This window comes from Streptomyces sp. NPDC028298 (genome assembly GCF_055565895.1).
Window position 1 is genome coordinate 824,535 of record NZ_JBVHTL010000002.1, and the last position, 16,403, is coordinate 840,937.

Below are 16,403 nucleotides of genomic sequence, written 5' to 3' on the forward strand. Positions count from 1 at the left end.
CCGTCCGGCCGGACTCCCTTTCGGTCAGGGGCAGTCCGGCCGGGCCCGCGGGTCAGTCCTGGGGTCTGCGGTAGCCGAGGGAGGCCTCGATGGCGCGGCTCACCGGGTCGGCGGGGGCGCTGTCGCCGGGGCCGGTCACCCAGGAGCGGAAGACGCTCGCCAGTTGCAGGCCGAAGGCCTCGGCCCGCGCCTCGTCCGCCTGACGCGAACCGTCACGGGCGGCGACGGCACGCGCGACCTCCGGCCGGAACGGCACAGAACGCGGTCCGGGTTCGTGCCGGTGGGAGCGGTCCGAGAGGGCCGCCCGCGCCACGGCCGTCGCCCCGTCCACGTGGTGGTCGCGGTGGCCTTCCTTCATGTGCCACAACTCGTGCCCGAGGATGACCAGTTGCTGCACGGTCTCGGCGCGCTCCTCGACGACGACGAGGTCGAAGTCGCTGAACTCCATCCACAGACCGGTGACTTCGATCTCGTCGGGGAAGCGCTCGAAGCGGAGCTGGACCGGACGGCCGCCCCGGCGCCGGCTCATCTCCTCGCAGAGGGCCTGCGCCAGCTCCCGCATGTCGACCGGCGTATCGATCCTTCTCCGCAGCACCCGGCCGAGCTCCACCGCCAGCGCCCGCATCTCGGAGCGGGTCCCGCGCGGACGCAGCGCCGCCACGAACCTTCCGACGGAGCCGGCGGCCCTCGTCGTCATCGCTCCGCCTCCCCGCCGTCCGGCAGGACCTCGGGAAGGTGCGGCGGGGACTCACTCACCAAAGGTCTCCCGGCAGTTGACTCGTCAAGTTGTGACGCGAGCCCGACCCTACGTGTCCGGGTCCGTCCACGCCACGGTTCCCCGGCGATCGTCCCCCGTTTCGCGGCGATCCTTACGGAGCCTGCGCTCCCCCTCCACGTCCTCGGCGCGATCGGGCGGCCGAGAGCCCGGTCCGGGATTCCGATCGTGTAGGAAGAACGTGTCCCTCCCGGTGAAGTCCTCTCGGCAAGGAGTCCTCGTGTTCTCCCTCTTCCCGGCCCTGGTGGGCGGCTCGGTCGCGGACCGGTCCGCGCTGCGCTTCGGCGATCGGTCCCTCACGTACGCGGAACTGGCCGCCTCCGCGCAAGCGCTGGCCGCGCGGCTCGACGGCGCCGGGAGGGTCGCCGTCTGGGCCACGCCGGCCCTGGAGACGGCCGTGGGTGTCGTCGCCGCGCTGCTCGCGGGCGTGCCGGCCGTACCGCTGAACCCGAAGTCGGGAGAGACGGAACTCGGCCACATCCTGGGCGACAGCGCGCCGACGCTGGTGCTCGCGGCCCCGGGCGACGTGCTGCCCGCGCCGCTCGGGGCGCTGGAGCGCGTGGACGTGGTGGTGGACGCGGAGGCGGCGGAGGCGGCGGCGAATCGGACGGAGCCGGAGGCGGGCTCGGGGGCCGGGGGTCCCGGCGGCGCGGAGACCGTCGGCGCCGGCACGGTCACGGACCCCGCCGCCCCCGCCCTGATCGTCTACACCTCCGGCACCACCGGTCCGCCCAAGGGCGCGGTCATCCCGCGCCGCGCGATCGCCGCGACCCTGGACGCCCTGGCCGACGCCTGGCAGTGGACCGGCGACGACGTGCTGGTGCACGGCCTGCCGCTGTTCCATGTGCACGGGCTGATCATCGGCGTCCTCGGCCCGCTGCGGCGCGGCGGGTCCGTACGGCACCTGGGCCGGTTCAGCGTCGAGGGCGTGGCGCGGGAGCTGGGCGCCGGGGCGACCATGCTGTTCGGGGTGCCGACCATGTACCACCGCCTCGCCGAGGCGCTCGGGGAGGACCCCGGGCTCGCCAAGGCACTGGGCGGGGCGCGGCTGCTGGTGTCGGGCTCGGCGGCGCTGCCCCTGCACGACCACGAGCGGATCGGTGCCGCGACCGGGCGCGGGGTCGTCGAGCGGTACGGCATGACCGAGACCCTGATGAACACGAGCGTGCGGGCCGACGGGGAGGTGCGTCCCGGCACGGTCGGGGTGCCGTTGCCCGGCGTCGGGCTGCGGCTCGTCGAGGAGGACGGGACGGCGATCGCCTGGTACGAGGCCGACGGCACGCCGGCCGGGGCGTACGACGGCGAGAGCGTGGGCGAGATCCAGGTGCGGGGGCCGAACCTGTTCACCGAGTACCTGAACCGGCCCGACGCCACCGCCGCCGCGTACACCGCCGACGGCTGGTTCCGCACCGGCGACATGGCGGTCCTCGACCCCGACGGCTCGGTCCGCATCGTCGGCCGCAAGGCCACCGACCTGATCAAGAGCGGCGGTCACAAGATCGGCGCGGGTGAGATCGAGAACGCGCTCCTCGAACACCCCGGGGTCCGCGAGGCCGCCGTCGCCGGGGAGCCGGACGCCGACCTCGGTGAGCGCGTGGCGGCCTGGATCGTCCCGCTCGACCCCCAGGCGCCGCCGTCCGCCGACGAGTTGGCCGACCATGTGGCCCGGCGGCTCGCCCCGCACAAACGGCCGCGCACCGTACGCTTCGTGGAGGAGCTGCCCCGCAACGACATGGGCAAGATCCTGAAGCGGGAGCTGCCGCGTGACTGAACGGATCTCCGCCCGCGAGGCCATCGCCCTGGTCACCGACAGCTTCGCCGAACTCCCCTCCCCCGAAGGGGAGTTCCCGCCGGACGGCCCGCTCTCCTGGAACGGGTACGGGGACGCGCGGGCGCGCGCGGCGGCCCGTACCGGCGAGGAGGAGTCCGTCGTCTGCGGTACGGCCACCTTCGGGACGGCGAGTTTCGGCACCACGATCGACGGCAGGGCTCCGCTCGGTCCGGTCACCGCCGTCCTGGTCGCCTTCGAGTTCGGCTTCCTCGGCGGTTCGCTCGGCGAACGCACCGGGGACCGTCTGGAGGCGGCCTACGACTACGCCCGTACGCACCGGCTGCCGGTCGTCTCGCTCGTCGCCACGGGCGGCAGCCGGATGCAGGAGGGCATGCTCGCGCTGACCCAGCTCCAGCGGGTGGCACGGCAGTCGGCGCTGCTCAGGGAGGCGGGGCTCGCCCAGGTCGCGGTGCTGCGGGACCCGACGACGGGAGGGGGCTGGGCCACGCTCGGCGCGGGCGCCGACGTGACCCTGGCGCTGCCGGGCGCCCAGGTCGCCTTCGCGGGTTCCCGGGTCCGCCCGCCCGACGCGGACCCGGCCGCGTACACCGCCGAGGCGCAGGTCGCGGCGGGTGCGGTCGACGCCCTCGTACCGAAGGACGGGCTGCGGGAGACGCTCGCCCTGTGGCTGGACCTGCTCACCCGGCCCGCCGTCGGGGCGGCACCCGTCCCGGCCGCCCTGGGCGAGGCGGCCGACCCGCCCGCGACGGGCTGGGAGGCGGTGCGACGCGCCCGGTCCGCACAGCGCCCGCGCGCCGAGGCCTACCTGGACGCCTACTTCACCCGCCGGGCGGCGATCGGCGGCGACCGCTGCGGCGGCACCGACGACGGCGTGCTGTGCGGCTTCGGCCGCGCGCACGACGGACGGACCGTCGCGTACGCCGCCCAGCGCGGGACCCCGACCCGTCCCGCCGGATACCGCACGGCGGCCCGGCTGGTGCGGATGGCGGGGCGGCTCGGCATCCCGGTCCTGACGCTGGTGGACACCCCGGGCGCCGCGAACGACGCGCTCGCCGAGCGGCAGGGGGCCGGTTCGGCGATCGCGGACCTGTTCGCGGCGGTCGCCACCGCCCGCACGCCCGTCACCACGCTGGTGATCGGCGAGGGCGGCTCAGGCGGCGCGCTGGCCCTGGCCGCTCCCGGCAACACCTGGGCCACGCCGGACAGTTACTTCTCCGTCATCGCGCCGGAGTCGGCTGCCGCGATCCTCAAGCGGCCCGCCGAGGAGGTCCGGGCGACGGCGGCCCAGCTCCGGGTGCGGCCGCAGGACCTGCTGGACCTGGGAGTGATCCGGGGCATCTCGCCGCGCCGCCCCTGAGGCCGGCCGGACGGCGGCCGCCGGATCCTCACTCCCGGGAGGATCCGACGGCCGCCTGCTCACCCGGGCGCCACGACGGTGGCGGCCCGCGGTTCTCCGGGCCGCCTCGGTGGCGGCGCGCCGGAGGGATGGGACCGGGTGGCGGGCTCCCGCCCCGGGCGGCCCGCCACCCGGCGACCGGTCACCGGACACCCACCGCCCGGATGATCTCCTGGCTGACCGAACCGCCCTGGTCGTCGTGGGCGGACGCCCGCAGCGACACGAACGCCGCGCCGCGCGGGACGTTCAGCGTGGCCTTCCAGCGGGCCGTGCCGGCGCCGCTCAGCGGGACCGTCCTCCAGGTGGCGCCGTCGTCGTAGGACACCTCCAGCTTTCCGCCGCCGAGGGTGCCGGTGTCCGGCGCGCCCTTCACGTACTCGGCGTGGATGCTCACCGGCACCCGGCCGCCGCGCACGTCGCCCGCGAGGTCGGTGTCGATGTCGTAGCCGAGGTTGACGAGCGGGAGGAAGGTCCAGCGGTCGTCGGGGGTGGCCGCCGAGCGGACGGTGAACTCCGTGTGGCCCTTGGTGGAGAGCTTCCAGCGCTCGGGGTCGAGGGTCGTGTCCGTGACCACCTTGTAGGTGTGCTCGTCGGCGGGCGCGTCCCAGACGTATCCCGCGGAGCTCTGCCGCCGGCCGAGCAGGACACCGTCCTGGTACACCTCGGTGAACTGCGTCATCCCGGTGTCGTCGCTCCACACGTCGCCGAAGCCGGTGTGGTCGGGGCCGGAGTCGCCCCAGCCGGGCGTGTTGAACTGGATGACGTCGCCCGAGCGCTGCTGGCCCCAGCCGAGTCCGGTGCCGAGCCAGGGGTGCCAGACCGGCTTGAACCAGTTCAGGCCCTGGTGGGCGCCGCCCCGGTAGGCGACCAGGCCGCTGCGCTCCTCCAGCGCGCCCGTCCCGACGTTCACGGACTCCGACCAGGTCTGTCCGGTGCCGGTGGAGACGTAGTCGGTGCGCTCGGCCGGGTAGTCGATCCGCTCCTGGAAGCCGAGTCCGATGGGGAAGGGGTCGACGATGGAGTAGCGGTACTCGCTGCCCGAGACGGGCTTCACCGCGTAGAACCTGGTGTCCAGCACGGCCAGTTCACGGCGGCCGGGCTCGTAGGCGAGGCTCCGGTCCGGGACGGCCCCCGTGTAGCCGTGCGAAAGGTCGTACACGTACGGCGAGTTGCGGGTGCTGGTCATGTCGACGGTCCGCTTCGCGCGCAGCCGCGCCGCGTCCGCCGCGTCGACCGTCGCGACCTGCAGCGGCCGGTCCTCGTAGGCGTCCGTGCCGAACCAGGCGTTGAGACGGCCCGGCGCGTCGTCGGTGACGAACAGGGCCTTGGCGCCCGCGTCCTGGGCCGCCTGGGCGAGCGCGGCCGGCGAGACGCCGTCGGTGAGTCTCGCGAGCACGGCCTTGCCGCTCACGCCGGTGAACGGTCCGCTCCCGACGTCGACGAGCGGCAGCCTGGTGCGGCCCTCGGTCAGCGTGGTCCCCGGCTGGACGACCGTCTCCTCGACACCCGCGACCTCCAGGAGCGGCTTGCCCAGCCGCCACACGGTCCGGTAGTCGAAGGTGCCCTCGGTGACCTTCGGGGTCGGCGCGGCGAACACGCTGTCGTACTTGACGGGAAGCTGGACCGCGCCGAACAGGTCGGCGCCGCCGCCCGCACGGTCGTACTCCATGATCAGTTGCCGGGTCTCGGTGCGCCGGTCGACCTTGGCGCTGATCTCCCGCAACTTCCGCCCGTCCAGGGTGACTTCGCGGTCCTGGTCGAGAACGATCTGGGGTGCGGCGAGGAAACCGAGGCCGAGGGAGTCGGCGCCGTGGCTGCCGCGCACGTCGAGGAACGAGGTGAGGCTGTACGTGGCCGGGCGCAGCCGCAGCTTCAGCGTGCCGGAGTCGTCGACGGCCGCGGAATAGGCGTCGACGTCCTTCGCGAGCTGCTGGACGGCGAGGTAGGCCGCGGCCGGGCCGCCGTCCCGGTCCTTCACATGGACGGTGAGCGTGTACCGCTCCTCCTCCTTGACCAGCCCGAACGCGGTGTGCGCGACGGGGGTGCCGGCCACCGACGCCACGATCCGGCCCGACGTCTGACCCGCGGGCGCCTTCCGGCTGTCGCCGGTGAGCGTGGTGGAGGCGCTGCCGTGCGCGGGCACCGTGAGCGTGGTGTCGGCGAGGGTGGCGACACCCTCGCCGGCCCCCTCCGCGGCGAGCGTCAACTCCACCGCCGCGTCGGAGGAGTTGGAGTAGGTGACCGTCTTGGTGACGGGCTTGTCGTCGTCGTGGGGCCAGCCGTGGAAGCCGAGGTCGACACTGCCCGTGGCGGTGACCTTCGCGCCGACGGCGTCCGGGACGCTCACCCGGCCCGCGCCCAACTGGTAGACGGAGGCGCCGAGTTCCGCGGACGTGGACATCAGCGCGTCCTTGAGCCGGGCGCCGGTCCAGTCGGGGTGTTCCTGGGCGAGCAGCGCGGCCACACCGGCGACGTGCGGGGTCGCCATCGACGTGCCGCTCATGGAGGTGTAGTAGCCGCTGCCGCCCACGAGCTGGGAGCGGGCGGCGAGGATGTCGACGCCGGGTGCGGACAGGTCGGGCTTGAGCGCGTTGTCGCCGTAGCGGGGTCCGGCGCTGGTGAAGTAGGCGGCCTGGTCGGAGGAGTCGACCGCGCCGATGGTCAGGGCGGAGTCGGCGGCGCCGGGCGAGCCGATGGAGGAGGGGGCGCCGGTGTTGCCCGCGGCGATGACGAAGAGGGCGCCGGTCTCCTTCGAGAGGGTGTCGACGGCCGCGGCCATGGGGTCGGTGCCGTCGCTCGGCTCGGTCGAACCGAGGCTCATCGAGACGACCTTGGCGTGGACGTCACGCGCGGCCCACTCCATGCCGGCGATGATCTGCGACTCGCTGCCCGAGCCCTCGTCGCTGAGCACCTTGCCGACGGCGAGGGTGGCCTCGGGGGCGACGCCCTTCTCCTGGCCGTCGGAGGCGGCGCCGGTGCCGCCGACGGTGGAGGTGACGTGCGTGCCGTGCCCGTTGCGGTCGGCGACCTCCTCCCCGTCGATGAAGCTCCTGGTCTGCGCGACCCGGCCGGCGAGGTCGGGGTGGCTCGTGTCGACGCCGGTGTCCAGGACGGCGACGGTCACGCCCTTGCCGGTGAGCCCCGCCTCCCAGGCCTTCGGGGTGCCGATCTGCGCGTTGCTCTCGGCCATGTCGGCCTTGACGCGTCCGTCGAGCCAGACCTTGCCGATCCCGGCCTGCCGGGTCATCGCCTTCCAGAAGGTCCGGCCCTTGTCCGCGTCGACGGCCGCGCCCCGGATGCTCGGCAGCGACCGCGTCCGCTCGGCTCCGCCCGGGACGGTGGTGCGCGCCTTCGGGTCGTACGTCACGATCAGCGGCAGTTCACCGGTCTGCCCGTCGGTGAGCCCCTGCCGGATCAGCTCGCTCACGTCGAACAGCCGCCGGTCGAGGGTGCCGGCCTCCAGATACGGGAGCGCCTCGTCCGGTACGACGGTGACGGTCCCGTTCGCGACCTGGGTGCGCACGGCCCCGGTGGCCCCCCGGGGACGTACGACGGAGACGGTCCTCTTCCCGCCGCCGACGTCGGTGACGGTCACCTTGTCCCCGGTCACGAGGGTGACGGTGTGTGTGGTTCCGGCGGCTCTCGCCGCGGCCGGGGCGGCGGTGGTGTCCGCGGCGAGGGCGGCGGCCAGCGCGCCGGCCCGGCCCGTGGGCAGCAGCGCGAACACGAGCCCGGCCGACAGCAGCGCCGCCGGTCGTATCAGTGGTCCTCTGGTCATTCATGGCCTCTCTTCGTCGGCCGAGCGCGCACCTGGGCAGGGGGTGGCGCCCGGTGCTTGCGAAGAGTGTCGGGGGGCTTGTGTTGCGGTGACATTGACGGAACCTGGCGGGAAGGCGCCCTGGCGGCTTCCCGCCAGGACATGCCGGTAGGAGCCGCAGAAACCGGGACAGCGTCAAGTGGCGGGCACGGCAACGCCGTTGCTTCGGCGGACGGCCCGGCGCACCGGATGCCCGGCGATCGCGTTCAGCGGATGGACGCGCCGCGGCGGCGGGCGCCCGGCGGCGCCGCCGGGCCTGACGCCGTCGGACCACCCGTCCGGCGGCACCTCGCCCGGCGGCCCAAAAGGGGCGCCGTCCCCGCCGCGCGCGCACCATGCGAGTAAGGACCGCCGTCCGGCGGAGCCCCACGGTCTGCGCTCTCGGGAGGACCTGCCATGACCGCCAGTCTGGAGCAGCTTCGCCGCTGTCACTTCGCCGTCGACATGGGCGCGGCGCGGACCCGTGTGTGGGTGCGGGGCGCGGGCCTGGTCGTCGACCAGCCGAGCGTCGCGGCGATCAACACGAAGACGGGCGCCCTGATCGCGGTCGGGGAGTTCGCGGAGCGGATGACGGGCCGCACCCCCGAATACATCAGGGTGGTGCGCCCGGTGTCCGGCGGCACCGTCGTCGACATCGACATGGCCCAGCGGATGCTGCGTCAGCTCCTGGGCGACAAGGTCCGGCGCACCCTGCGCCGCAAGCCCCGGCTGCGGGCCGCGGCCTGCACCCCGCACGACGCGGGCCCGCTGGCCCAGCGCGCCACGATCGAGACGCTGGTCGGGCTCGGGGCGCGGCGGGTCGAGCTCGTCGACACGCTCATCGCGGCGGCGGTCGGCTGCGGACTGCCCGTCGAACGTCCCGAGGCCACCATGATCATGGTGTGCGGGGCCGCCGCGACCCAGCTCGCCGTGCTGTCGCTGGGGTCGATCGTCACCGCCGAGCGCATCCCGGTCGGCGGTGAGGCCGTCGACCACGCGATCGTGCAGCACCTGCGCCACCAGCACGAGCTGATGCTGCCGAGTCAGGCCGTACGGCCGCTGCAGCTCGCCCTCTCCGGGAACGGGCTGACCCCGCACGGGCCGGCCCTGACCGAGATCCACGGGCGGGACGTGGCGACCGGGCTGGCGCGTTCCGTGAAGGTCGACACCGCCGCCGTCCGCATGGCGATCGAGACCCCGCTGACCGCCGTACTGGACGGCATCGGCAAGGTGCTGCGGTCCTGCCCGCCCGATCTGGTGGCCGACGTCGCCGACCGCGGGATCATGATGGTCGGCGGCAGCGCGCTGCTCCCCGGGCTCGACCAGATGCTCCGGCAGGCGACCGGCGTGCCCGTCCACATCGCCGAGCGCCCCGAACTCTGTGCCGTCCAGGGCCTCGGCTACATGCTGGAGGGCAAGATCGAGCCGATGATCCTGAACCCGCTGGCCAACTGACGTACCGAAGGACCGGCGAACGGTGTCCGAAGGGCCTTCCACGACCGACCCCCTGCCCGGACTCCCACCCCTGCTGGAGGCGGTCCTCAGCGTCGGCACCGAACTCGGACTGCGCGCGACCCTCCAGCGGATCGTGGACGCCGCCGCCGAACTGACCGGGGCCCGGTACGCGGTGCTGGGGATGCGGGACCCGGCGCGGGACGGGCTCGTACGGATCCGCACCGCGGGACCGCACCGGACGGAGACGGGCCCTTCGCCGGAGGAACCCCGGCCGACCGGGAAGTCCCCGGCGTCCACCGAATCCCCGGCGCCCCGGGAGCGCCCGGCGTCCACCGAATCCCCGGCGTCGGCGTCGGCGTCCCGGGAACCCCCGGCCGACAAGGAGTCCGGGGCGTCCGAGGAGCCCCCCTCCCCCGAGCTCCGTGACGAGCGGGAAGCCGACATCTGTCTGGACGTTCCCATCCGGGTCGACGACGAGGTGTTCGGCAACCTCTGTCTCGCGGACAAGTCCACCGGACCCGTGACCCGCGAGGACGAGCAGGTGGTGCGCCTGCTCGCCGCGCAGGCCGGTATCGCGATCGCCAACGCCCGGCTCTACGAGACGGCCCGGCAGCGGGAGCGCTGGATCGAGGGCGCCGCCGCCGTCACCACCACCCTGCTCAGCGGCGGCACCGCGGCCGACGCGCTGACCACGGTCGCCGAACGCGCCAGGATGCTCGCGGACGCCTCGGCGGGGATCATCCTCAAGCCCACGGACGAGGGCGGCATGGAGATCGTGGTCGCCTCCACCCCCGGGGACCCGGCCGGCATCGTGGGCACCACCATCGCGCCCGGCAGCCCGGTCCTCGAACAACTCCTGGGCGGGGAGCCGGTGTTCATCGAGGACTCGGCGACCGACCCGCGGATGACGACCTCCGTACGGTCCCGGTTCGGGCCGAGCATGATGCTGCCCCTGCAGACCGAGGGCCGGCTCATCGGCACGCTGGCCCTGCCCCGCGGGCGGGGCGACCGCCCGTACACCGAGGTCGAACGCCTGCTGGCCACCCAGTTCGCCTCGCAGGTCGCGCTCGCCCTGGTCCTCGCCGACGCCCGGCACAGCCGTGAACTCCTCGCGGTGTACGAGGACCGCGACCGTATCGCCCGTGACCTGCACGATCTCGTCGTACAGCGCCTCTTCGCCACCGGCATGATGCTGGAGTCGACACAGCGCAGGAACGCCGCGCACGGAGGCGGCGACGGGCAGGCGGAGGAGGTGTCGGCGACCCTCGGCCGGGCGGTCGACGAACTGGAGGCCACGGTCCAGGAGGTGCGTACCGCCATCTTCGCGCTGCAGCAGCCGCCCGCCGACGCCCCCACCACGTTCCGCGGCAAGGTCCTGCGCGAGACGGCGGGCGCGGCGGCGGTCCTCGGCGTCCGGCCGTCCACCCGGTTCACCGGCCCGGTGGAGAACCGGATCACGGAGCCGGCGGCGGGCCGGCTGCTCGCCGTGCTGCGGCGCGCCCTGGCCGCCGCCTCGCGACGGTCCGGGGTGTCGCGGATCGAGGTCGCCGTCGATGTGACGGTGACCCTGCCCGACGGCCGGCCCGGCGTCCGTCTGACCGTCCACGCCGACGGCGTCCCGAACGACGCCTCGGGCGCCCCGGACGTCAACTGGCAGTCACCGCTGTGACGTCCGGGAGCGGTGAGGTGAGGCGGAGGACGACGGGACGGCGGTGAAGGGCGGGGCTCGATTTCCGTCCGGGGCGTACAACCCTCCCGCCGGGGGAGGCGTCTGACGTTCGGGAATCACCGTTCCCCTGTCGTTCGTCCGTACGTATCCGCCGATTCACTCGCGAGGATCCCCCCATGCTCCGGACCGCATTCGACCGCCGCCCGCCGCGCAGGACCACGGCCAAGGTCACCGCCGCCACGGTCACCGCCGCCGCGGTCGGCGTCGTCGGCCTGATGGCGCTGGCCACCGTCCCCGCCGCCGCCGAGGTCACCCCGACCGGTCTGGCCCTGGCCTGGCTCACGCCGATCGACGGATTGGATCCCGGCAGCAGCGTCGAGCTGCCCGGCACGTTCGCCAACAAGGGAGCCACGGATCTGGACAAGGTCTACCTGGCCTACACCGTCTCCCGCGGTCTGGCCCACCAGGAACTGCCGTCCAACTGCGTGCGCTACGAGATCGGCTCCTACGACGAGAACCCGAGCCACTCCACCGCGGTGTGCGAGTTCGACCAGACGGTGAAGGCCGGTTCGGTCTACGCGCCCGAGAAGCCGCTGAAGATGAACGTCCTCGACCACGCGCTGTACGAAAGCCTCCGCATGACGGTTTCCACGTACGACTCCGGCGACGAGGACGGCACCGAGGAGACCGTACGGGGCACCGGGCCCGCGGTGAAGCTGACCGAACTGCCCTCGAACACGCCGGTGCGTGCCGGCGACGTGGACCACCCGGACTGGGACGCGGAGAGCGTGCCGGTCACCGCGGACAACACGGCCGACCTCCAGGCGACGGGCGCCCGGCTGAAGGGCCGCGTCGGGGACACGGTCGCCCTGGACACCGGGTTCACCGACGCGGGTCCGGCCTGGGTGAGGTCGGACCTGGGCGACCCTGTCGCCAAGGTCCTGGTCAAGATGCCCGCCGGTACGACGGTGACCAAGCCGTCCAGTGCCTGCTCGAAGGTGGCCGCCGGGAGCTACCGCTGCGACCTCGCCAACTACTGGATCGAAGAGAAAGGCGCCGTCACCTACTCGTTCAGGCTGCGGATCGACAAGGCCGTGGCCGGGGCCAGGGGTTCGGTGACGCTCGACGCCGCCGAGCGCCCGTACGACAGGAACAAGAAGAACGACTCGGCCGCGATCCTGCTCGACGTCGACGGCGCCGGCGGCTCGACGGGCGGCTCGGGCGACGGCGGCTCGACGGGCGGTTCCGGTTCCACGTCCACCACGGGCGGTTCCGGCGGCACCTCGACCGGCGGTTCGGGCTCCACCGGCGGTTCGGGCTCCACGGGCGGCTCGGCGGCGACCGGGTCCTCCGGCTCCTCGGCCACCGGCGGCGACCTCGCGAGCACCGGTTCCGGTTCCGCCCTCCCCCTCGCGGGCGCGGCGGCCGCGGCCCTCGCCGCCGGCGCGGGCGCGATCCTCGTCGTACGCCGTCGCGCGGCCCGGGACTGACGACCGGACCTCACCGTCCGGACAGCACACGGCCCGCCGGGTATCCACCCGGCGGGCCGTGTGCTTCGCACCGGCGGACACGTCGGTGCGGCGAGTCGGGGCGCGTGTGCGTCAGTACGGCAGGAGACGGCCCGAGGGCGTCCTGCGGTCGATCGGCATCTCGCGCGGAGCGGCGGGCCGACGGTTGACGCGAATCCGGATCTGACGGTTCATGACCCCTCCTCATGACTGATGAGACCGGCGTCCTCGTCGACGCGCATAGACGCATGGTGCCCACGGATGCGCCCCTCCTACCCTCCGAGCAGCATGTTCCGTCGCGGCTCCGCCCCGGCGGCGCCGTCCAGTCCGGCCGGGTCCGACGCGAACGGCGTTTTCGGTTGTTCGCCGCCGTTTGTCCGTGTTCACCTGGGCGTATGAACAGCACACACAGCGCGCGCCTCACGCAGTGGTGGGAAGCTCTGGAGCCTTCGGCGCGGAAGGCACTCCTCGATCTCCACCTGGTCGAGGGCGACAGGCTGCCCGAGGGGTTCGTGCGGAGTCTCGCGGACCACGGCATCCATCCCGTCCAGTGGGACGAACCGGAGGCCGGGCACCTCGTGCCCGGGGAGGTGGTGGGGTTCCTCGCCGGGAAGCGTTCCGAGGACGGCTGACCGTCCCGTTCCCGGGGCAGCCGACCGTCCCGTTCCGGGGGCGCTTGACCGTCCCGTTCCGGGGCGGCCGACCGTCCGCTCCCTGGGCCGGCCCGGGTCCGCCCCGGCGACCGACGTCCTCGCTCGGGCCCGACCGGGCGCCGGTGTCGCCGCCCGTGTCCCACGCCCGTCCCAGAGGTACCGCGTTCCCGCAGGTCACGTAGGTGGGACTGTCCCGCCGTCCCTATCCGGATCGAGAGGATCCGCCGCGGGGCAGTCGCTGCCAGCCTGATCGGCGGCCGGAGGTTTCCCGGCCACTGATCAGAGGGGGAACACCAGATGGGAACAAGGACGCTACTGCGGGGCCTGACCCTCGCCGTGGCAGCGGTCCTGCCCCTGTGCGGACCCGCGGCGGTGCAGGCGGCGCCGACCGCCGCGGTCGCGGTCTGCGGGCACACGAGCGAACAGCCCACGCTCAAGCAGGGATCCACGGGGGACGCGACGGTCGAGGCGCAGTGCCAACTCGACCTGGCGACGAAGCCGAGCCGGTACACGCCGATCGCGGCGGACGGCTCGTTCGGAGCGGCGACCGAGACGCGGGTGAAGGAGTTCCAGCGGTGCGCCGGGCTGAGCGCGGACGGCGTGCTCGGACCGCAGACCTGGGCGGCGCTGAACTCCTGGGCCGCACAGCCGCACACCTGCTCGACCCAGGGCACGGCGGGGGCGGCGCAGGCGACCGTGTGCGGCCACACCGACGCGCGCCCGACCCTGAAGAAGGGCGCGAAGAGCGAGGAGGTCAAGGAGGTCCAGTGCCGGCTGAACCTGGCCATGGAGCCGTTCCACTATCCGCCGCTGACCGTCGACGGCGACTTCGGCGGCGGCACCGAGGACCGGGTCGTCGAGCTCCAGCACTGCGCCAACCTCAGTGCCGACGGCACCGTGGGCCCCAACACCTGGGCGAAGCTGGTCGACTGGTCCAGCCGTAACGCGTACTGCACGCCGCCCCACCCCGCCGGCCACCCGATCGACGGCCTGGACACGGCCAAGTACCAGCACCCCGGCGGCGCGCCGATCGACTGGAAGGCCGTACGGGCCTCGGGCGCCGAGTTCGCGACGGTCAAGGCCACCCGCGGCACGAACGTCACCGACGAATACCTCGCCACCGACCTCGAAGGGGCCAGGACGGCGGGGCTGGCCGTGGCGCCGTACCACTTCTACACGGGCACGGCGGCCGACACGGGTGCCGCGCAGGCCGACCGGTTCATCGCCGCCGTGCGGGCGACCGGCTACACCGGGAAGCGGGCGGGCGACCTTCCGCCGATCTTCGACCTGGAGCGCATGGACGACGGCAGCGGGCGCTGTCCCACCTACGGCACGGTCGCCGACGCCAAGGCCTGGCTCGACCGGGTGGAGAACGCCTTCGGCCGCGTTCCGATGATCTACACCCAGAAGTCCTTCCTGGACGACTGCATGGGCTCGACCACCGCCTTCGCCCGGTATCCGCTGCAACTCGCGGACTACCGCCAGTCGATCACCCAGCCTCCGGTGCCGAACGGCTCGGCGACCTGGACGATGTGGCAGTACACCGACGCCGCGATCTTCCCGGGTCTGCGGGCGCCGGCGACCGGCGACGTGTTCAACGGCACCCAGGCCGATCTCGACCGGCTGGCGAACCGGTGATCCCCGCCGCGACCGCCTCCGCCTCCGTACCGAGGAGCGTCCCCATGACCGCCCGGTTCGCCCGTGCCTCCCTCGTCGCCCTGCTCGTCACGCTGGGCTTCACCGTCCCGGCGCCTGCCTCGGCCGCCACCACCGCCACCACCGCCACCGCCGCCACGAGCTGTTACGGCGGAGCGGTCACCGTGCACTACGGGGAGGTCCGCGACTTCGGCCCGTACGTGACCACGAGCCGCTGCACGGACATCAACATGCGGATGACCGGCGGCGACGCCGAGTTCGGCTGGGCCTGCGTGCAGTTCGCGCGGGCCAGTGGCTGCAACTACTGGACCAAGATCGGCCGCAACTGGACGACCATCGCCACCGACGTCCTGAACGGAACCCGGTTCACCGTGCCCAACGGCGTCGACCTGGAAGGCAGTTCGGCCACCTTCCAGATCGCCTTCTGACCCTCTCCCCCACTTCACGAACGGAGACCATCATGAGCAGGACCAAGGCGCTCGCCTCGGCTCTCGTCACCGTGGCCGCGCTGCTGGGAGCGGGTGCCGCGCCCGCCGCCGCACAGTCCTCGGCCGCGGCGACCAGCTGCTACGGCGGAGCGAAGACCCTGAACTACCGCTACCAGGCGGGCCCCAGGGACTACGGCCCCTTCACCACGTCCTCGCGGTGCGGTGACATCAACATGCGGCTCACCACGGACGACCAGAGCTTCCTGTACGCGTGTGTGGTGTTCATCGACCACACCGACAAGTGCAACCACGACAACACGTACTCCCTGCACGGCACCCCGTGGGCGACCGTCGCCACGGACGTCAAGGACGGCACACGCTTCGTCCTGCGCGTCGGCCCGTACGACACCTTCGCCCAGAACGTGAACTTCCAGCTCGCCTACTGACCTCGCTCCGCCTCCTCTCGCACCACCGTTCCGAAAGGACGACGATGACCTTCCTCTTCCGTTCCGCCGGCGGCCGCTCCGTCGGCAGCCGCCCGCTCGACCGCCGCAGCATGCTGCGCGGCACGCTGGCCGTCGGCGCCGGACTGGCGTTGAGCCCGTTGCTGCTCTCCGGTACCGCGCAGGCCTACTCGTGGTCGCGCACGATGAAGCAGGGCGACAGCGGCGCCGACGTGCTGGAGCTGCAGATCCGGGTCTCCGGCTGGGCGGCCGACAGCGCGAGCCACACCCGGGTCGGCCTCGACGGCGACTTCGGCCCCGGCACGGCCGCGGCGGTCAAGCGGTTCCAGGCGGCGTACGGGCTCGACGACGACGGGGTCGCCGGTCCGAACACCCAGGCGAAGCTCAACGCGCTGGAGCAGTCGGACGGTTCCACGGCCCACTTCAACTGGAGTGAGTTCGTGGACCAGTCGAGCGGCACGTTCAACGGCGGCAAGGTGAGCGCGGCGGCCGCGAAGGAGAACGCCCGGCGCTGCATGTACAAGCTGGAGGCGCTGCGCAAGAAGCTCGGCGACAAGCCGATCACGGTCAACTCCGGCTTCCGCAGCATCGCGCACAACGCCGACATCGGCGGGGCCAGCGACAGCATGCACCTGTACGGCACCGCGGCCGACCTCGACGTCCCCGGCGTGGCCACCAAGACCGTCTACCAGAAGGCGGAGACCTGCGGGTTCTCCGGCCTGGAGCGGTACACCGTCGACCACCAGCACGTCGACAGCCGGGCCGACCTCGGCCGCGACTGGTGGTGGGAGAGCGGCACGGTCTGACGCTC

12 protein-coding genes are annotated in these 16,403 nt (G+C 73.4%); 10 read left to right on the top strand and 2 right to left on the bottom strand.

What is annotated here, in order from left to right:
• Positions 1-52 precede the first annotated feature (52 nt).
• Positions 53-697: a toxin-antitoxin system, toxin component gene (locus ACZ4TO_RS12190; RefSeq protein ID WP_382782059.1), complete on the bottom strand. Its 645-nt coding sequence runs from the start codon at positions 695-697 to the stop codon at positions 53-55.
• Positions 698-995: 298 nt separating this feature from the next.
• On the opposite strand from ACZ4TO_RS12190, the gene ACZ4TO_RS12195 reads away from it, so the two are divergent.
• Positions 996-2,546 (top strand): acyl-CoA synthetase, encoded by a 1,551-nt coding sequence (locus ACZ4TO_RS12195; protein WP_468024109.1) that lies wholly within the window; start codon positions 996-998, stop codon positions 2,544-2,546.
• Positions 2,539-3,924: a carboxyl transferase domain-containing protein gene (locus ACZ4TO_RS12200; RefSeq protein ID WP_382782065.1), complete on the top strand. Its 1,386-nt coding sequence runs from the start codon at positions 2,539-2,541 to the stop codon at positions 3,922-3,924. Before ACZ4TO_RS12195 ends, ACZ4TO_RS12200 begins: the two co-directional genes overlap by 8 nt.
• Positions 3,925-4,105: 181 nt before the next feature.
• On the opposite strand, the gene ACZ4TO_RS12205 is transcribed toward ACZ4TO_RS12200, so the two are convergent.
• Positions 4,106-7,741: a S8 family serine peptidase gene (locus ACZ4TO_RS12205; protein ID WP_468024110.1), complete on the bottom strand. Its 3,636-nt coding sequence runs from the start codon at positions 7,739-7,741 to the stop codon at positions 4,106-4,108.
• 435 nt (positions 7,742-8,176) lie between these two features.
• On the opposite strand from ACZ4TO_RS12205, the gene ACZ4TO_RS12210 reads away from it, so the two are divergent.
• The 8 genes from ACZ4TO_RS12210 (at position 8,177) to ACZ4TO_RS12245 (ending at position 16,398) form a co-directional block, all read left to right on the top strand.
• Complete coding sequence (locus ACZ4TO_RS12210; RefSeq protein WP_382782070.1) at positions 8,177-9,214, top strand: rod shape-determining protein; 1,038 nt, start codon at positions 8,177-8,179, stop codon at positions 9,212-9,214.
• A 22-nt stretch (positions 9,215-9,236) separates the two neighbouring features.
• On the top strand, positions 9,237-10,883 hold the full coding sequence (locus ACZ4TO_RS12215; RefSeq protein WP_468024111.1) for a GAF domain-containing protein: 1,647 nt from the start codon (positions 9,237-9,239) through the stop codon (positions 10,881-10,883).
• A 176-nt stretch (positions 10,884-11,059) separates the two neighbouring features.
• Complete coding sequence (locus ACZ4TO_RS12220; RefSeq protein WP_468024112.1) at positions 11,060-12,373, top strand: hypothetical protein; 1,314 nt, start codon at positions 11,060-11,062, stop codon at positions 12,371-12,373.
• A gap of 413 nt (positions 12,374-12,786) precedes the next feature.
• Entirely contained in the window at positions 12,787-13,023 is a 237-nt protein-coding gene (locus ACZ4TO_RS12225; RefSeq protein WP_468024113.1) for a hypothetical protein, read from the top strand.
• Between the two features lie 318 nt (positions 13,024-13,341).
• The gene (locus ACZ4TO_RS12230; protein WP_468024114.1) at positions 13,342-14,682 is read left to right on the top strand and encodes a GH25 family lysozyme; all 1,341 of its coding nucleotides are present in this window, start codon (positions 13,342-13,344) and stop codon (positions 14,680-14,682) included.
• A gap of 44 nt (positions 14,683-14,726) precedes the next feature.
• Positions 14,727-15,128 carry a hypothetical protein gene (locus ACZ4TO_RS12235; RefSeq protein WP_468024115.1) on the top strand — a complete coding sequence of 134 codons (402 nt, stop codon included), beginning with the start codon at positions 14,727-14,729 and terminating at the stop codon, positions 15,126-15,128.
• Positions 15,129-15,160: 32 nt separating this feature from the next.
• Positions 15,161-15,574: a hypothetical protein gene (locus ACZ4TO_RS12240; RefSeq protein ID WP_359025992.1), complete on the top strand. Its 414-nt coding sequence runs from the start codon at positions 15,161-15,163 to the stop codon at positions 15,572-15,574.
• A gap of 44 nt (positions 15,575-15,618) precedes the next feature.
• Positions 15,619-16,398 (top strand): D-Ala-D-Ala carboxypeptidase family metallohydrolase, encoded by a 780-nt coding sequence (locus ACZ4TO_RS12245; protein WP_385042217.1) that lies wholly within the window; start codon positions 15,619-15,621, stop codon positions 16,396-16,398.
• Positions 16,399-16,403 lie beyond the last annotated feature (5 nt).